The organism is Mucilaginibacter sp. dw_454, from assembly GCF_018449775.1.
Classification (GTDB): domain Bacteria; phylum Bacteroidota; class Bacteroidia; order Sphingobacteriales; family Sphingobacteriaceae; genus Mucilaginibacter.
The window spans coordinates 126,206-139,553 of sequence record NZ_JAAVVB010000006.1; the positions used below are offsets into that span (position 1 = coordinate 126,206).

General features: G+C 44.1%; 12 protein-coding genes and 1 riboswitch. Of the genes, 5 read left to right on the top strand and 7 right to left on the bottom strand.

The genetic code is table 11. The features are described 5' to 3' along the window. Window positions 1-412: 412 nt before the first annotated feature. Window positions 413-1,726, top strand: a complete 1,314-nt coding sequence (locus HB679_RS17170) for a sugar MFS transporter (protein ID WP_214073248.1) — start codon at window positions 413-415, stop codon at window positions 1,724-1,726. A 141-nt stretch (window positions 1,727-1,867) separates the two neighbouring features. Here the strand turns inward: HB679_RS17170 and HB679_RS17175 are convergent, their stop codons facing one another. From HB679_RS17175 to HB679_RS17195, 5 genes are all read right to left on the bottom strand, one after another. After that, window positions 1,868-2,680, bottom strand: coding sequence for a DUF4097 family beta strand repeat-containing protein (locus HB679_RS17175; RefSeq protein ID WP_214073249.1), 813 nt, complete (start codon window positions 2,678-2,680; stop codon window positions 1,868-1,870). Between the two features lie 18 nt (window positions 2,681-2,698). Then, on the bottom strand, window positions 2,699-3,553 hold the full coding sequence (locus HB679_RS17180) for a hypothetical protein (protein WP_214073250.1): 855 nt from the start codon (window positions 3,551-3,553) through the stop codon (window positions 2,699-2,701). Between the two features lie 11 nt (window positions 3,554-3,564). Further along, window positions 3,565-4,374 (bottom strand): zf-HC2 domain-containing protein, encoded by an 810-nt coding sequence (locus HB679_RS17185; protein WP_214073251.1) that lies wholly within the window; start codon window positions 4,372-4,374, stop codon window positions 3,565-3,567. Window positions 4,375-4,385: 11 nt separating this feature from the next. After that, window positions 4,386-4,907, bottom strand: a complete 522-nt coding sequence (locus HB679_RS17190) for an RNA polymerase sigma factor (RefSeq protein ID WP_255547646.1) — start codon at window positions 4,905-4,907, stop codon at window positions 4,386-4,388. Between the two features lie 494 nt (window positions 4,908-5,401). Beyond that, window positions 5,402-6,079 carry a pre-peptidase C-terminal domain-containing protein gene (locus tag HB679_RS17195; protein ID WP_214073253.1) on the bottom strand — a complete coding sequence of 226 codons (678 nt, stop codon included), beginning with the start codon at window positions 6,077-6,079 and terminating at the stop codon, window positions 5,402-5,404. Window positions 6,080-6,383: 304 nt separating this feature from the next. Between HB679_RS17195 and HB679_RS17200 the strand changes: the two genes are divergently transcribed. Both HB679_RS17200 and HB679_RS17205 read left to right on the top strand, forming a co-directional pair. Further along, complete coding sequence (locus HB679_RS17200) at window positions 6,384-7,148, top strand: response regulator transcription factor (protein WP_214073254.1); 765 nt, start codon at window positions 6,384-6,386, stop codon at window positions 7,146-7,148. Window positions 7,149-7,318: 170 nt separating this feature from the next. Further along, window positions 7,319-7,567, top strand: coding sequence for a GIY-YIG nuclease family protein (locus tag HB679_RS17205; RefSeq protein WP_255547647.1), 249 nt, complete (start codon window positions 7,319-7,321; stop codon window positions 7,565-7,567). A gap of 933 nt (window positions 7,568-8,500) precedes the next feature. Here the strand turns inward: HB679_RS17205 and HB679_RS17210 are convergent. Then, the gene (locus HB679_RS17210) at window positions 8,501-10,996 is read right to left on the bottom strand and encodes a M1 family metallopeptidase (RefSeq protein ID WP_255547648.1); all 2,496 of its coding nucleotides are present in this window, start codon (window positions 10,994-10,996) and stop codon (window positions 8,501-8,503) included. Between the two features lie 173 nt (window positions 10,997-11,169). Continuing rightward, window positions 11,170-11,580 carry a BrxA/BrxB family bacilliredoxin gene (locus tag HB679_RS17215; protein WP_214073382.1) on the bottom strand — a complete coding sequence of 137 codons (411 nt, stop codon included), beginning with the start codon at window positions 11,578-11,580 and terminating at the stop codon, window positions 11,170-11,172. Between the two features lie 190 nt (window positions 11,581-11,770). Here HB679_RS17215 and HB679_RS17220 point away from each other — a divergent pair, with 190 nt between their 5' ends. Together HB679_RS17220 and HB679_RS17225 are read left to right on the top strand one after the other, a co-directional pair. Further along, on the top strand, window positions 11,771-12,637 hold the full coding sequence (locus HB679_RS17220) for a M23 family metallopeptidase (RefSeq protein ID WP_214073255.1): 867 nt from the start codon (window positions 11,771-11,773) through the stop codon (window positions 12,635-12,637). 11 nt (window positions 12,638-12,648) lie between these two features. Beyond that, on the top strand, window positions 12,649-13,035 hold the full coding sequence (locus HB679_RS17225) for a polymer-forming cytoskeletal protein (RefSeq protein ID WP_214073256.1): 387 nt from the start codon (window positions 12,649-12,651) through the stop codon (window positions 13,033-13,035). 71 nt (window positions 13,036-13,106) lie between these two features. After that, window positions 13,107-13,218: riboswitch (SAM riboswitch) on the top strand. Window positions 13,219-13,348 lie beyond the last annotated feature (130 nt).

Genomic DNA, 13,348 nt, shown 5'->3' on the forward strand with positions numbered 1-13,348 from the left:
CCACCATTGTTTTAGCCTCTTTCACCCGAAGCTCTGCGTCTGACGGATTTTGCTCTTATTGCAGAATCTGCAGATTTTGAAGAATCAAAAAAAGCGCGCAATGGCCTGTCAGCAAACCGGGCCTGGGAGTATGGCCCCGCGGGGGGAAGGTTTTTGCTGACTTGATTTATTCACTGTTGTTTATTTTTTGTGTGAATGAGGTCGCTACGCTCAGTATTTGGTTCTTTTTCATCTAAGGAAAAAGAACTAGGCCTTAGCGGCCATGAGCGCTATAAAAGCGATAAGCAATCATTTCATTTCGCACAGGGAAATGAGCAATCAGATGATTACTTAGTGTTATTTTTACACCAATTCATTTTCTTTAACTGATTTTCCCTATATTCAGAAATTCAATTAAAAAGACTGATCTGTAATGAGTGCCAAAGCCGCCACCTCAACCCCCGAAAAAGCCACGGGTATTAGCCCTATTTACATCATTGCCGCCTTGTTTTTTGTATTTGGTTTTATAACCTGGCTTAACTCGGTTTTAATACCTTATTTGAAGATAGCCTGCCAGCTTAACAACTTCGAGTCGTACCTGGTGGCCTTTGCCTTTTATATAGCCTACCTGGTTATGGCTATCCCGGCCGGCCTGGTGCTCAAAAAAACGGGCTTTAAAAACGGCATGGCGGTAGGTTTACTGATTATAGCCGTGGGGGCATTGATTTTTATCCCGGCAGCGTTAACCCGTATCTACGGCTTGTTTTTGACCGGCCTGTTTGTACAGGGCACAGGTTTAGCCATTTTGCAAACCGCCTCAAATCCTTACGTTACCATATTGGGCCCTATTGAGAGTGCTGCCAGGCGCATCAGTATTATGGGCATTTTCAATAAAGTTGCCGGCTCCATAGCGCCAATTGTTTTAGGCGCTATTACTTTAAAAGATACCGACCAGCTACAACAAAAGCTCCTAACGCTCAGCGTAGCGGCTAAAGAAGCTATATTGAGCCAATTGGCGCATCGTGTTATATTACCTTACGTGGTAATACTGGTTATGCTGACTGTATTGGCAGTAATGGTCTATTATTCTGGCCTGCCCGAAATTGACACCGAAAAAGACGACAGTCCAAAAAAGGCCCAACCCATAACTAAACAAACCAGCATTTTCCAGTTTCCGCATTTGCTGCTGGGCGTGGTTACTTTGTTTTTATACGTGGGCGTAGAAGTTATGGCCGGCGACTCGGTGATCAGCTATGGTGCAAGCCAGGGTATCCAGTTGTCGTTGGCTAAGTTTTTTACCACCTGTACATTGGTAGGCATGATCCTGGGCTATATCATTGGCATCATCTGCATCCCTAAATATATCACGCAAGAGAAAGCGCTTACCATTTCGGCCGTTATTGGCTTATTGTTTTCGGTTATGTCGATATTTAAAACAGGCTATGAGTCGGTTTTATACATTTCTTTATTGGGCCTTGCCAATGCATTAATGTGGCCCGCGTTATGGCCGCTGGCTATTAACGGACTAGGTAAATTCACCAAAATAGGCTCATCATTATTAATCATGGGTATTTGCGGCGGTGCACTGATACCGTTGTTATATGGCTTTATTGTAGATAAACTGGTATTGAGCGGCCAGCCTAAAAGTATAGCTGCCACGCATGGCTATTGGGTGCTGGTGCCTTGTTACGCTGCGATTTTGTTCTATGCGCTGATAGGGCATAAGTTTAAACCGAAAACAGTTTAAGAACAATAATATCGAACACTGAATATTGAACGTCGAACATCGAAATTTTTCTTCATTATTCGACATTGGGCATTTGGTGTTCGATATTAAATTAAACCTAATTCTCTAACCGGCAGGGTCAATATAGTTGATGCCTTTATTTTATTTCCCCTTACGCAGAAAGATATTACCCAGGAAAGACTTCATCAATAATTCGGGGCCGCCACCGTTTATCTTACCAGTTACCCAATCTTCAATGGCTATACGATATGAACCATTTTTTGCGTCCCTGGTGGTTTTTGCTACGCTTTTTTCTGTAACCATATTAAAATCCGAGTACAGTTCGCCGCGGTCTGAGCGTAGTTTTGCGTTGGCTTTAAATGAAGCGGGAAAGGTAACATCAATATGCCCGTTTAAAGTTGTGAAGGCCATAGCCGCTTTAGGGTCGGCGTAGCGCAAGGTTACATCTACATCGCCATTAACGGTATTGGCCACAACCGAGCCGCCAACATTAATAAGTTTTATACTGCCATTGGTATCACTTACCTCTATTTTTCCATTGATATTGCTGGCTTCGACAGTGCCGCCGTTTACCGTACTTAACTTAATACTGGTAGCATTAGCCGGAATTTTGATGATTAACGAGATCTGACTTTGCGGCCTCCCGGTAGTTACATCAACCACGTTGTCCTTTTCGTGCGCAGTAACATCTACTCTGGCCGGCGTGATACGATGCATGCCGCCCTTCACGGCGTTATCGTCGGTAGCCGTGCTTTCTGCATTGATCAAAATATCCCTGCCGTCGTAACCCACCACTTTGATGCTGCCCAGCACCAGGCTTACGTTTATCTGGTAAGGCTTGCCCGGGTCGCTAAGGGGTACTACCAGTTGCTCTTTATTTGTTTGCGCCATTATTATGCGTGCAGACAGCAGCAGGCACGCTGCTATCAACGCTATATATTTTACTTTTTTCATGTTACGTGTTTAAATATATTAAGCTTTTTTAATGTAAACATCGCCGTTCAGGGTTTCAAATTTAAAAAGCTTGCCACCTTTGCCAATCCGCACGGCGGTATTTTTATTTAGCTTATAGGTTGTAGTGTTACTTTTCTTGGCTATGGTCTTAACCACTTCGGTTGGAAGTGCTTCGATATCTGTAAAATCAGTATAGAACTCTCCGTTCAAACTTTTGAATTGCATGTCGCCCGATAGTCCTGCCGGAAAAGTCACTTCTACCTTGCCATTTACTGTATAATAGCTGGAAGCTGCCGATGGCACCGCCAGGTAGTAAGCTGTTACCGGTCCGTTTACCGTATAGGCATCTGTAACGCCTTTGGCATTTTTGATACTGATGCCGCCGTTAACATTATTCACTTTCAGTTTGCCGTATACATCTTTCACATCTATTTCACCATCATTTACAGTGCTGGCTATAACATTTATATCATAAGGCACTTTGATGGTATAAGCCAATTTAACAATGTATTTGCGCTCATTATGCTCGCTATCATGCGGATGGTAAACGTACGGGCGACTATCATACGGCGCTGCGGTGTAGGCGTAAATGCTATCGGCCCTTTGATCGAAACCAAGTTTAAATTCCTTTTTAGCGCGATCAAGCTCGGCACCATTATCAGCCACAATAGTCTCGTCTATATCCATTGTTACCTGGCTACCGCTGTAACCCTCTATCTTTACATCGCCGAATACATTGTAGACCGACAGCACCCCGGCCGACGCGCCTTTTTGAACATTAAATTGTTTGCTAATATGGGTGGTATATTCGTGTTTTTGGGCAAAACTGTGGCCCGACCATGCCAGTAGCGCGATCAAAATTAGTTTTTTCATTGTGTATGGTTTTAAATTAAATGCTTTATGGTATCGTTGATCTTTTCGCGGACGCCATTGTCCAGATCTTTTTGTTTCAATAATTTTTTCAATGAGCCAACCGACTGTTTCTCTTGCAGCTTCAGCATCACATCGGCTATCGCTACCTGCACCAACGGCGAGTCTTGCTCGGTTATGGAGCGTATTAACCCGGCGCGCACATCCGGATAATTCACCAGGTGCGTCAAAGCGTCGAGGGTACTCAGGCGTACATTCACATTAGGGTCATTATCCAGTGTAGTCAGCAGGGCTTCAATTACTTGTGGGTCCACGCGCTTCATTTCGGCAGTATAACTCACGCCCTTTATCCGCTCGGATGCTGATGGATTCTCCAGCATAGCCAGTGTCATGGTTTGTTTTAGTTCATGCACCTGGCTGCTCAATGCCTGCAGCTGTTCGGTCTGTTGGCCGCCTTTACCTACCATGAATACAAAATATCCACAGCAGAAACTCACCAGTATTACCGCAATATTGTAGGACATTGGCCAACGTGGCTGGTTGGCCCATAGTTGGCCAAGCCACACTTTAAGGCTCCTTCGCTGTTTTTCGGCGGCGTCTGCTTTAAAGGTATTCAACATCGCCTCAAACTTAACCTGCATATTTGCCGACGGTTCGGGCGCTTTCATATCGCCCATGGTGCTCCATAACAGCTGCATACCTGCCAATTCTTCCCGGCAGCCGGCACAGGTATCCAGGTGACGCTCCATTTGCTCTTTTTCGGCTTTAGTAAGGCTACCGGCCGCCCAGCCTGTAAACAGCCCTTCTAATTTTTCACATTCCATATCCATCCCGTTTAACATTCCATTTTTGTGTAAATCTCCTTTAACTGGCACACTGCCCGGTGTACCCGCACTTTAACCGCACCCTCGCTTATGTTCAGTATCTGCGCTATCTCCTGGTATTTTAACTCCTGGAAACGGCTTAGCGATAATAATTCGCGTTGGTCATCACTCAACTTCCCAATGGCCTTATGCAGATTCTGCGCGGCTTGTTTGCGGTGCAGCTCATCCTCAATATTGGTATGCCCCGGCAACAGGTCGGCCATTTCATCTACCGTGTTTGATACGATCAGCATTTTACGTTTACCCTGGTCTTTTAACAGGTTGCGGGCAATGCTGTACATCCAGTGAATAAACTCGCCGTTGCCGGTAAAACTGTTACGGTATTTTAACATCCGGTAAAATACCTGCTGCACCATGTCCTCACTGGCTTCGCGCTGATACGTCATATGAAAAAGAAAGCCATATAACTGGCGGTGATACCTTGCAAATAACAAGCCCATACCGTCCAGGTCGCCCGCTTTTACTTTCATCATGATGGCATTATCGCTCAGGTTGTCCAATGTGTAATTGACCTTGTTTTGTTATTATAGCCTTGTAAACTGCGGCAAAATAAAATGGTTACAGCAATTTATAATTTTTTTGTGGGGATGCGGTTAAGAAAGCTGATAGAGGGGAGGATCTGTAGAAATATTAATGGCGTTTCCGCCTGAAGTCGGACCACTCTGTTCGCTCATACTGCGCAGGGCCTTATTCACAGGCTGGTATCCGCTGCCATCGTTAACGCGGGGGATGGGTAGATCTCAAGCGCTAGCTACCGCAAGCGTCCCGCTTGCGGGGTATCTATACTGACTTTATAGTTTGCTAAGTACACTGCGCTCATTTCCCGCGCTACATACTCGCGCCAGCGTGGTGTGTTAATATCAATCAAAGCATCAAAACAAAAGAGGCCGCCCCATAATTAACTTATGAGGCGGCCTTTAATTATTTTTGGATAATCAAAAATTCAATCTTTTTTAGTTCACCTTAATTAGTGAGTTAAACGAAGGGTAATACTCATGTCGCCCTTCACTGCAGCACCAAATTTGTCGGTACCATCTACTACTAAATAATAATCACCCGCACTCACGTAATATGATATATTGGGTTGGCAGTACGAGTGTCCAGCAATCCCCGAACCAGCACCATCATCACCGGTAGTAAGCACAGTCGTCCCATCAGACGCTAACAAATAGAAAAAGCTATCAAAATCAGCAGTGCCACCTGTTAGGTCTAAGTAACCGCCATCTGCTACAACGATGTGAAACCACTCATCAGGACCGGAATGAAAGGGATCTCCAAAATTATTAATAAAGGGAGAACTACCAGTTTGCGCACTACTGTTTATAGATGTTACGTTTGGTAAAGTGAAACCTAAAATATTAGGCTCGTCTTTTGCGTTAGTAAAATCATAGCCGCTGTTGGTACCGTTAAGCAAGGCACGGTGAGATTTTTCGAAATCTGCGATAGCACCCAGGCCTAAAGAGGTCAGCGTGTAGGGGTTTGCTTTAAAAACGCGTAAGTTGACGCTTTTAGCCCTGGTTGATAGTGAACAGGTAAGCAAAAATAATGCAGCGCATAAGCTGTAAAGAAATGTTCTGTTTACGAAAGTAATCAGACTCAGTTTTGGCATAGTAGCCTTTTTGGTGGTGGTGTTTAAGTTTTTCATGTTTTTAATTTTCGGTTATTCAATATTAACTAAAATGCAAATTCGTTTTTGTTTTATTACATGAAAAGCAAGGTTGGACATGACGAAACAGCTTTTTGCATACACAAACGCTCAAAAAATGGGGGTCACCTGTCAGCCTTTGTGCAAAATTGCTGGCATGGCATAAAAAACATTTAGTAAGTTATTGATAATAAACACTTTGCTTTTGAACAAATTTTAACTGCTAAGCAAACCTTGTTCATATAATATTCGTATAATTGACTAGTTTTAAACCTAAACTAACACTTAAACCAATCTTACAGATATGATACCTCGCGTTCCCAAAACGGAAACACGTTCATTGTATGCGGTCGAAGAAAGCGCGATAGTGAATGACATAGCCAACTATTTACATCATCATACAGATTTTATACTGGTCGGCAGTCAGGCAAATCCAAATATCGCCTTAGAAGAAATTCTTAAAAAAGATCAGTTTCCGGATGCTGTGATCGTAAATATTGAATTGTGCGCGGCCCATCAGCGCAATTTGCCCGAATTAATAACGAATCATACCTCACTGATCATTACATCCGGGAACCCGGAAGATGCGGTACTGGCATTCAACTACAAGGCGGTCGATTTTCTGATTAACCCGATCAATTTAACGCAGTTAAACCGCGCTTTAGATAAAGTAAGATCGGGCAAAAACCCAGTGCTCCACAATGACCTGCCCCTGCATTTTTATATTCAAAGCGAAGCAAAAGGAAAGATGATCCGCCTGAATCATGATGATGTTTTTTATGTTGAGGCTTGCCAGAACTATGTGACCATTTACCTCGAAAAAAGTAAGTATGTCACTTACCTAACCATGAAAGAATTAGAGCAAAAGTTATCGAACACATCATTTTTGCGCATTCATAAATCATATCTTGTCAACGAATCAAAGATCCACTCGGTTGACGGCGATTACGTGATCTTGGAAAACAATCTCTTCTTAAAAATAGGTGCCAACTACAAAGAAGATATGTTAGCATCACTTCATCCAAATTTTTTTATTTCGAAGCGCAGTAGTTTCAAGGTGGCAAAATAGTGGTTTTTCATCCAGTCCAACCACCACGTCATTGCGAGGTACGAAGCAATCTCTACAACAGAAAGTCAAAAGCAAAGATCTCATTTGGCGACAGCCAGCAATAACTATCAAAATATTGCTCAGCATCAAAAACCGTTTTTGGCATATTTACAAACTAACTATTTTGCATCATGGTTTTCCAAAGAGGTGGTTGCGTCTACATCATGACCAATAAGATGCACAGCGTTTTATACGTCGGCGTAAGCTCCGAATTACCCGCCCGGGTGTATAATCACAAAACAAAACAGCCCCCAAAAGCTTTACCGCCAAGTACAACTGCGACAAGTTGGTCTATTACTTTTTCTACCCGCACATCGAAGAAGCCATTGCCGCCGAAAAACTACTCAAAGGCAGTAGCCGCAAACACCAACAACGACTGATCAATTCGATGAATCCCGAATGGAAAGATTTATATGATTCGTTGTTGGACTAAGATTTTGTATGTTGATTAGCGTGTGTAGAGATTGCTTCGTTCCTCGCAATGACGTAGTGGAGGGAAACCCCCAGCTACCGCAAGCGTCCCGCTTGTGGGTATTTAATGCCTCGTCGCCTCACCCACAAGCGAGACACTTGCGGTAGCATCTTTGATATTAGTTAGCTTAGTAAAGGTTAACCTGACCAGGCTCCATAATGTGGTAAAGAGGTCTGTTTTAATCCGTAAAAAAATTAAGCGTTTTAAACGCGTTTTAAAAAAAAGAACAAACTGCTTTTAATTGTTTTTGCAGCGTTTTAAATGTTTTAACGGCTGTCTGATGCAAACTCAAACACCCCATAGGTGTCCTTCGAACCTTTCGCCTGGTCCCGATTTTAACTGGGGAAACGCCAAAAACACCCCACCTCTCGTGAAACAAAAAATGACTTAAAAGTATTTTTTACTGTTTCATTTTGTTTCACTCTGTTTTTATAAATATCTAATTATCAAATAATTGGACTTAAATGTTGTTTCACTTGTTTCATCTGTTACATACACACGTGAAACAAAACAGCAACGGGTCACTGAGCGTACGTAAACTCACCAGATCATCGCTTCGCTCGATCACCCTCTCTTCCGCAAGCGGGAAAGAGGGTTGTAAACTACATGATAAAGCATTAAACAACCCTCTTTCCGCCGAAGGCGAAGAGAGGGTCGACCAGCGCAGCGTAGTCGGGGTGAGTCCCCGCGTTAGGGGTAGAAGCGGATACCGGCCCTGCGGTTAAGGCCTGCGCAGTATGAGCGGATAACCCGGGCCGCAGGCAACGCCATCACAACGCCTAAACACCAACAAAAAAGGGAGACCAACCGGCCTCCCTTTTCTATATAGCAACGTTATGGTTTACTTACTCGCGTCAATGTCGGCCACAGCTTTGTCGGCTGCGTCGGCAGATGCCGTGTCGTTCATGGCTGCGCGTTTGGTTTTGATATCTTGCAGCATCAGTTTTAAAGGGCCTGCAACGCCATATGCTTTGTATTTAATGGCAGCGTCTTTAATAGCGACTATGCCTTGTTGCGCATACCCGGGGTTTTTAACTGCCGCGGTCATGACTGCAAACTCTCTAAGCATAGTGAATTTGCCCTGAATCTCGCTTTCTGTGAACTGCTTGTATACGTAAGGCCACTCGGCATCGCCGCCTGCGGTTGCATATACGTGGATCATTGACAGGGTCAAGGCACCTTTATTGTCTTTCTCGAAAGCTTTGGCGTCTGCCAGGGCAGCTTGCGGGTCTTGCAGTGCTATGGCGCTTAAAGCAGCGCCCTGTACCGCATACGATTCGCTTTTCAAGGCCTCTGTAAACGCAGGCAACATACCCGACGCTTTCAACTTACCCAACACCGAAATAGCCGCCGCACGAACCAGCGTGTTCGGGTCTGACTGGGCCAGTGTTAACAGGATAGGTTGGGCAGCATTGCGCACATCGTCATTACTCATGTTTAACCCTTTGATGGCTTTAATGCGCAGGCCGTAGTATTTGTCTTTCAGTGCAGCCAGCATCACCCTGCGGGCGCCTTCGCTGCCTTGCTCCGGCGTAGCAGCGTCTATAGCCTCAAAGCGGTCAAGGTATAACGGCGCATTGAAGTATTGGAACACGTACTCGGCAAGTGTCTTGGTGTCGCGTTTCTCGGCTAATAGCACCTTGTCGCCGTCAACGTTCACCAAATCAGGTTTCGTAGTTGATGTAAAGGTCAGGGTGTCAGCTTTATCATTCATCCAAACGTTATGACGTACCTTCTTGCCACCGGCGTAGATATCAATAGCCATTGGTAAGATAAAGGCGTTACCATCTTGTGTTTGCTCCAGGTAAACGGTTTCTTTCTTAGCAGCGTCATCCCATTTATAGCTGATCTTTAGCTTAGGGTTGCCATGACCGTAGTACCATTGGTTAAAGAACCAGTTAAGGTCGCGGCCGCTGGCGTCTTCTAAAGCTAAGCGTAGCTGTTGTGCCTCGCCGGGTTTGAAGGCGTTGGTTTTAAGGTATATGCCCAGGCCCTTGTAAAAGGCATCGTAACCTAAGTAGTTACGCAGCATGTTCAATATGCGTCCGCCTTTCTGGTAGGTCACCAAATCAAACACATCTTCTTTATCATTGTAGTGAAAGCGTACCAGGTCCTTGGTTTTGTTAGCCGGGTTAGACAGGTAGGCTACCAAAGCGGTTTGGCTATGCGCGTCGGCTTCGTCTTTGCCGTATTTGTGCTCGGCCCAAAGCATCTCGCTAAAATCAGCAAACGACTCATTGACGGTGAGGTTGCTCCAGCTTTCGGCAGTAACCAAATCGCCAAACCACTGGTGAAACAGCTCATGCGCAATGGTGCTGCGGCCGGCATCATAATTAGCATCAATCAACTCGCGGTGCGTTAACTGTACATACTCGCCGTGCAGGGTAGCAGAGGTGTTCTCCATAGCGCCACTCACATAATCGCGAACAACGATCTGCGAGTATTTGTACCATGGGAAGTCGACACCTAAAGTCTTTGAGTAGAACTCGATCAGCTCCGGAGTCTGCCCGAAGATCTCTTTAGCGTAGGGGGCGTATTTTGGCTCCAGGTAGTAGTTAACCTCTTTGTTGCGCCATTTGTCTTTATAGATCTTGAAATCGCCCACGGCCATCATAAACAGGTATGGCGAGTGTGGCAACTCTTGTTTCCAAACGTCGGTGCGGGTACCATCGCCATTCACTTTCTGAGAAGCCAGGCGCCCGTTTGATAGCGTTACGTACTTAGCGGGCACAGTCATGGCTATCTCGTCGGTAGTCTTTTGCTCAGACTTGTCGATAGTAGGGAACCAGCATGAAGAGCTTTCAGTTTCGCCCTGTGTCCAGATCTGGGTTGGCTTGTTTTTCTCGGTGCCGTCAGGGTTAATGAAGTATAAACCTTTGGCGTCGTTTATAGCCGCACTCCCTTTTACATGCAGTTCATTAGGCTTTGAAGTATAGTCGATGTATACAGTATAGCTATCGTTATTGTGATATACTTTATCCAGCGTAATGGCCAGGCTCAGGCTATCCTGGTATTTGTATTTAAGCGGAATGTTTTGGCCATTTTTAACGATGGATATGTTTTTAATATCCATGCCTTTAGCGTCTAAACGCAGTGTGTCGGTAGCATAGAAGTGCGGCCTTAAAGTCACCCATTCTTTTCCATACAGATAGCGTTTTTTGTAGTCGAAACGTACGTCCAGCTTAGTGTGGATAAGGTCGTTAATGCGGGGTGGGGTAGCACGGTAGATTTTCATTTCCGGGCTCTCGGCCTGCGGGGTCTGCGCCATTGCCGGGGCAAGGTAACCTGCGGCAATAACTATACCGGCAACCAGGCCGGTCAATGTGGTTTTTTTCATAAAGGGTACTCTATCAGTTAATAAGCGAAAGTAACAGTTTTTAGTTAAAAATGTAAGACTGTGGCTGCTTGAATTTGTTACCGGGTGATCAACAAAAAGCCCGCTGCAAAACAACGGGCTTTAAATATTCCAAAGGTTAACTAATCTCTAATTAACCAATCTCTAATCACTAATTAGCAATACTGCTCAAACGCACCAATCAGATTGTCGGCAATCATTTGTGCAGGGCGACCTTCAATTTGGTGGCGCTCAATCATGTGTACTAATTTACCATCTTTAAACAAAGCCATGGCCGGCGATGAAGGAGGATAAGGCAGCATATAGTTACGCGCAGTATCAACAGCTTCTTTTTCCATACCTGCAAAAACGGTTACAAATTTGTCTGGGTGTTTCTCGCTTTGAGCAGCCATGCGTGCAGCCGGGCGTGCATTAGCAGCAGCGCAACCGCAAACAGAGTTTACCATTACAAATACGGTGCCTTCGCTTTCAATAGCGCTTTTTACTTCTTCGGCATCTTTTAATTCTTGAAAGCCAACGCGGGTAAGTTCTTCGCGCATTGGGGTCACTAAATATTCTGGGTACATCATAATGTGTCTTATTTCAAATTAATTGCTCACAAAAATACTAAAACGGCAACATCAATGGTTTAAAAAACGTAATAATAACATCTTGTTGACAAAGGCGATACAATCAAGTTGTTAATTTGTTTAAAATTAATGTTGTTTTATAAGTGCCTTTTTATAAATTGCATGCCCCTAGTTTTTATACGTGTAAATGAAAATTAAGCCAAAAGACGTTAGTACCATTGTTATTTTAAGTAAAAACAAGCAAGGAACTAAAACCATACAAGTACGCACCCGCCACATCGCACATCTAAAATATTATGTAATGGGTTTGGTAGGAGTAATAGCACTTTTAGTAGGATCGATATTTTTGCTGCGCAATAGCATACAGCAGCAGGAGCATGAAAAACAGCTATTGCTGACGCAAATTGTAAATCTTAAAGGACAGATCCCGGTAGAGATGCAAAAGCAAGGCGAAAAAGTTTCTGCCCAAAGCTATATCCAGGCTATCGAGGGTAAACTGAAAAACATTAATGATTATTTAAGAAAACGCGGACTAAAAGGGTTTTCAACCAAAGCGGTAGGTGGCGATGCCAATGCTGCTGCAGGTAAGCTTACTGATAAAGAAGTGTATATGGCTTATAACGACTACCTGACCCACGTGGTTAATAGCGTAGCTTTTACGCCGATGGGTTATCCCAGAATTAGTGAAATGACTTCAAGATTTGGTTTTAGAAGTGACCCGTTTGATTCTGGCCATGCCGAGTTTCATCCCGGTATTGATTTTAAAGGTAATCGTGGTGATATAGCGCATTGTACTGCTAATGGCCGCGTAGTATCTACCGGTTGGATGGGTGGCTACGGAAATTGTGTGCGTGTGGCGCATGAAAATGGCTTCGAAACGCTATACGGTCACTTGTCGCGGATTACGGTTAGAGTTGGTCAGCAGCTTTCTGTTGGCGATAAAGTAGGCGAAATTGGTTCAACCGGACGTTCAACCGGAAATCACTTACACTATGAAGTGCGTAAAGATGGCAAGCCTGTTAATCCCGTTAAATTTTTAACCTTAAATAACTAAGTAACCTACCTATGGGTGTTTTTTCTAAAAAAGATAAGGTGGCGCTTGATCTGCAAGCCATATCGACGCTAATAAGCGAAGGCACTATTGTAGCCGGCAATTTAACCGCACCTGCAGTAGCCCGTATAGATGGCCGTGTTAACGGCGATGTAGAAGTTACCGAAGGTTTAATATTAGGCGAACAGGGCTTAATAGTTGGCAGTGTAAACACCAAAGAAATGATTGTTTACGGTACCGTACAAGGCAACATCAAGGTAGAATCGCTTGAAATTAAGGGAACCGGCAAGATAACCGGCGATATTGAAACCGGCACTTTACTGGTTGAAACGGGTGGTATTTATAACGGCCATCTGGCTATGCAAACTGCTAATACCAAGCAAATTAAGCAAATTGCTTAACTCATCAAAAAGAAGCATTTTTGGCCCGAAATGTGACTTGTATATTACCAAGTTATTGCGCATCTTTGCTGTGCTTATAGAGAAAGACGGAGGGATTAGACCCTGCGATGTCTTAGCAACCTGTGACTTTACAAGGTGCTACATTCTACTCAGGCTGCCCTTGGCAGATGGGACAGATAAGTGAAAGTCAACATAACACCCGACTTTTCGAAGTAAGCCACTTTAGACGTGAGATTTGAGATATTAGATTTGAGATAAGTCTCAGGTTTTAATCCAATTGATCGTTTATCAAAGCAATTTAGATAGGACGTCA

Coding starts and splice junctions, on each gene's coding strand:
- HB679_RS17180 (WP_214073250.1), bottom strand. CDS start 3,553: ATGAAAAAACTAATTTTGATCGCGCTACTGGCATGGTCGGGCCACAGT.
- HB679_RS17170 (WP_214073248.1), top strand. CDS start 413: ATGAGTGCCAAAGCCGCCACCTCAACCCCCGAAAAAGCCACGGGTATT.
- HB679_RS17205 (WP_255547647.1), top strand. CDS start 7,319: ATGGTTTTCCAAAGAGGTGGTTGCGTCTACATCATGACCAATAAGATG.
- HB679_RS17195 (WP_214073253.1), bottom strand. CDS start 6,079: ATGAAAAACTTAAACACCACCACCAAAAAGGCTACTATGCCAAAACTG.
- HB679_RS17210 (WP_255547648.1), bottom strand. CDS start 10,996: ATGAAAAAAACCACATTGACCGGCCTGGTTGCCGGTATAGTTATTGCC.
- HB679_RS17175 (WP_214073249.1), bottom strand. CDS start 2,680: ATGAAAAAAGTAAAATATATAGCGTTGATAGCAGCGTGCCTGCTGCTG.
- HB679_RS17200 (WP_214073254.1), top strand. CDS start 6,384: ATGATACCTCGCGTTCCCAAAACGGAAACACGTTCATTGTATGCGGTC.
- HB679_RS17225 (WP_214073256.1), top strand. CDS start 12,649: ATGGGTGTTTTTTCTAAAAAAGATAAGGTGGCGCTTGATCTGCAAGCC.
- HB679_RS17215 (WP_214073382.1), bottom strand. CDS start 11,580: ATGTACCCAGAATATTTAGTGACCCCAATGCGCGAAGAACTTACCCGC.
- HB679_RS17190 (WP_255547646.1), bottom strand. CDS start 4,907: ATGATGAAAGTAAAAGCGGGCGACCTGGACGGTATGGGCTTGTTATTT.
- HB679_RS17185 (WP_214073251.1), bottom strand. CDS start 4,374: ATGGAATGTGAAAAATTAGAAGGGCTGTTTACAGGCTGGGCGGCCGGT.
- HB679_RS17220 (WP_214073255.1), top strand. CDS start 11,771: ATGAAAATTAAGCCAAAAGACGTTAGTACCATTGTTATTTTAAGTAAA.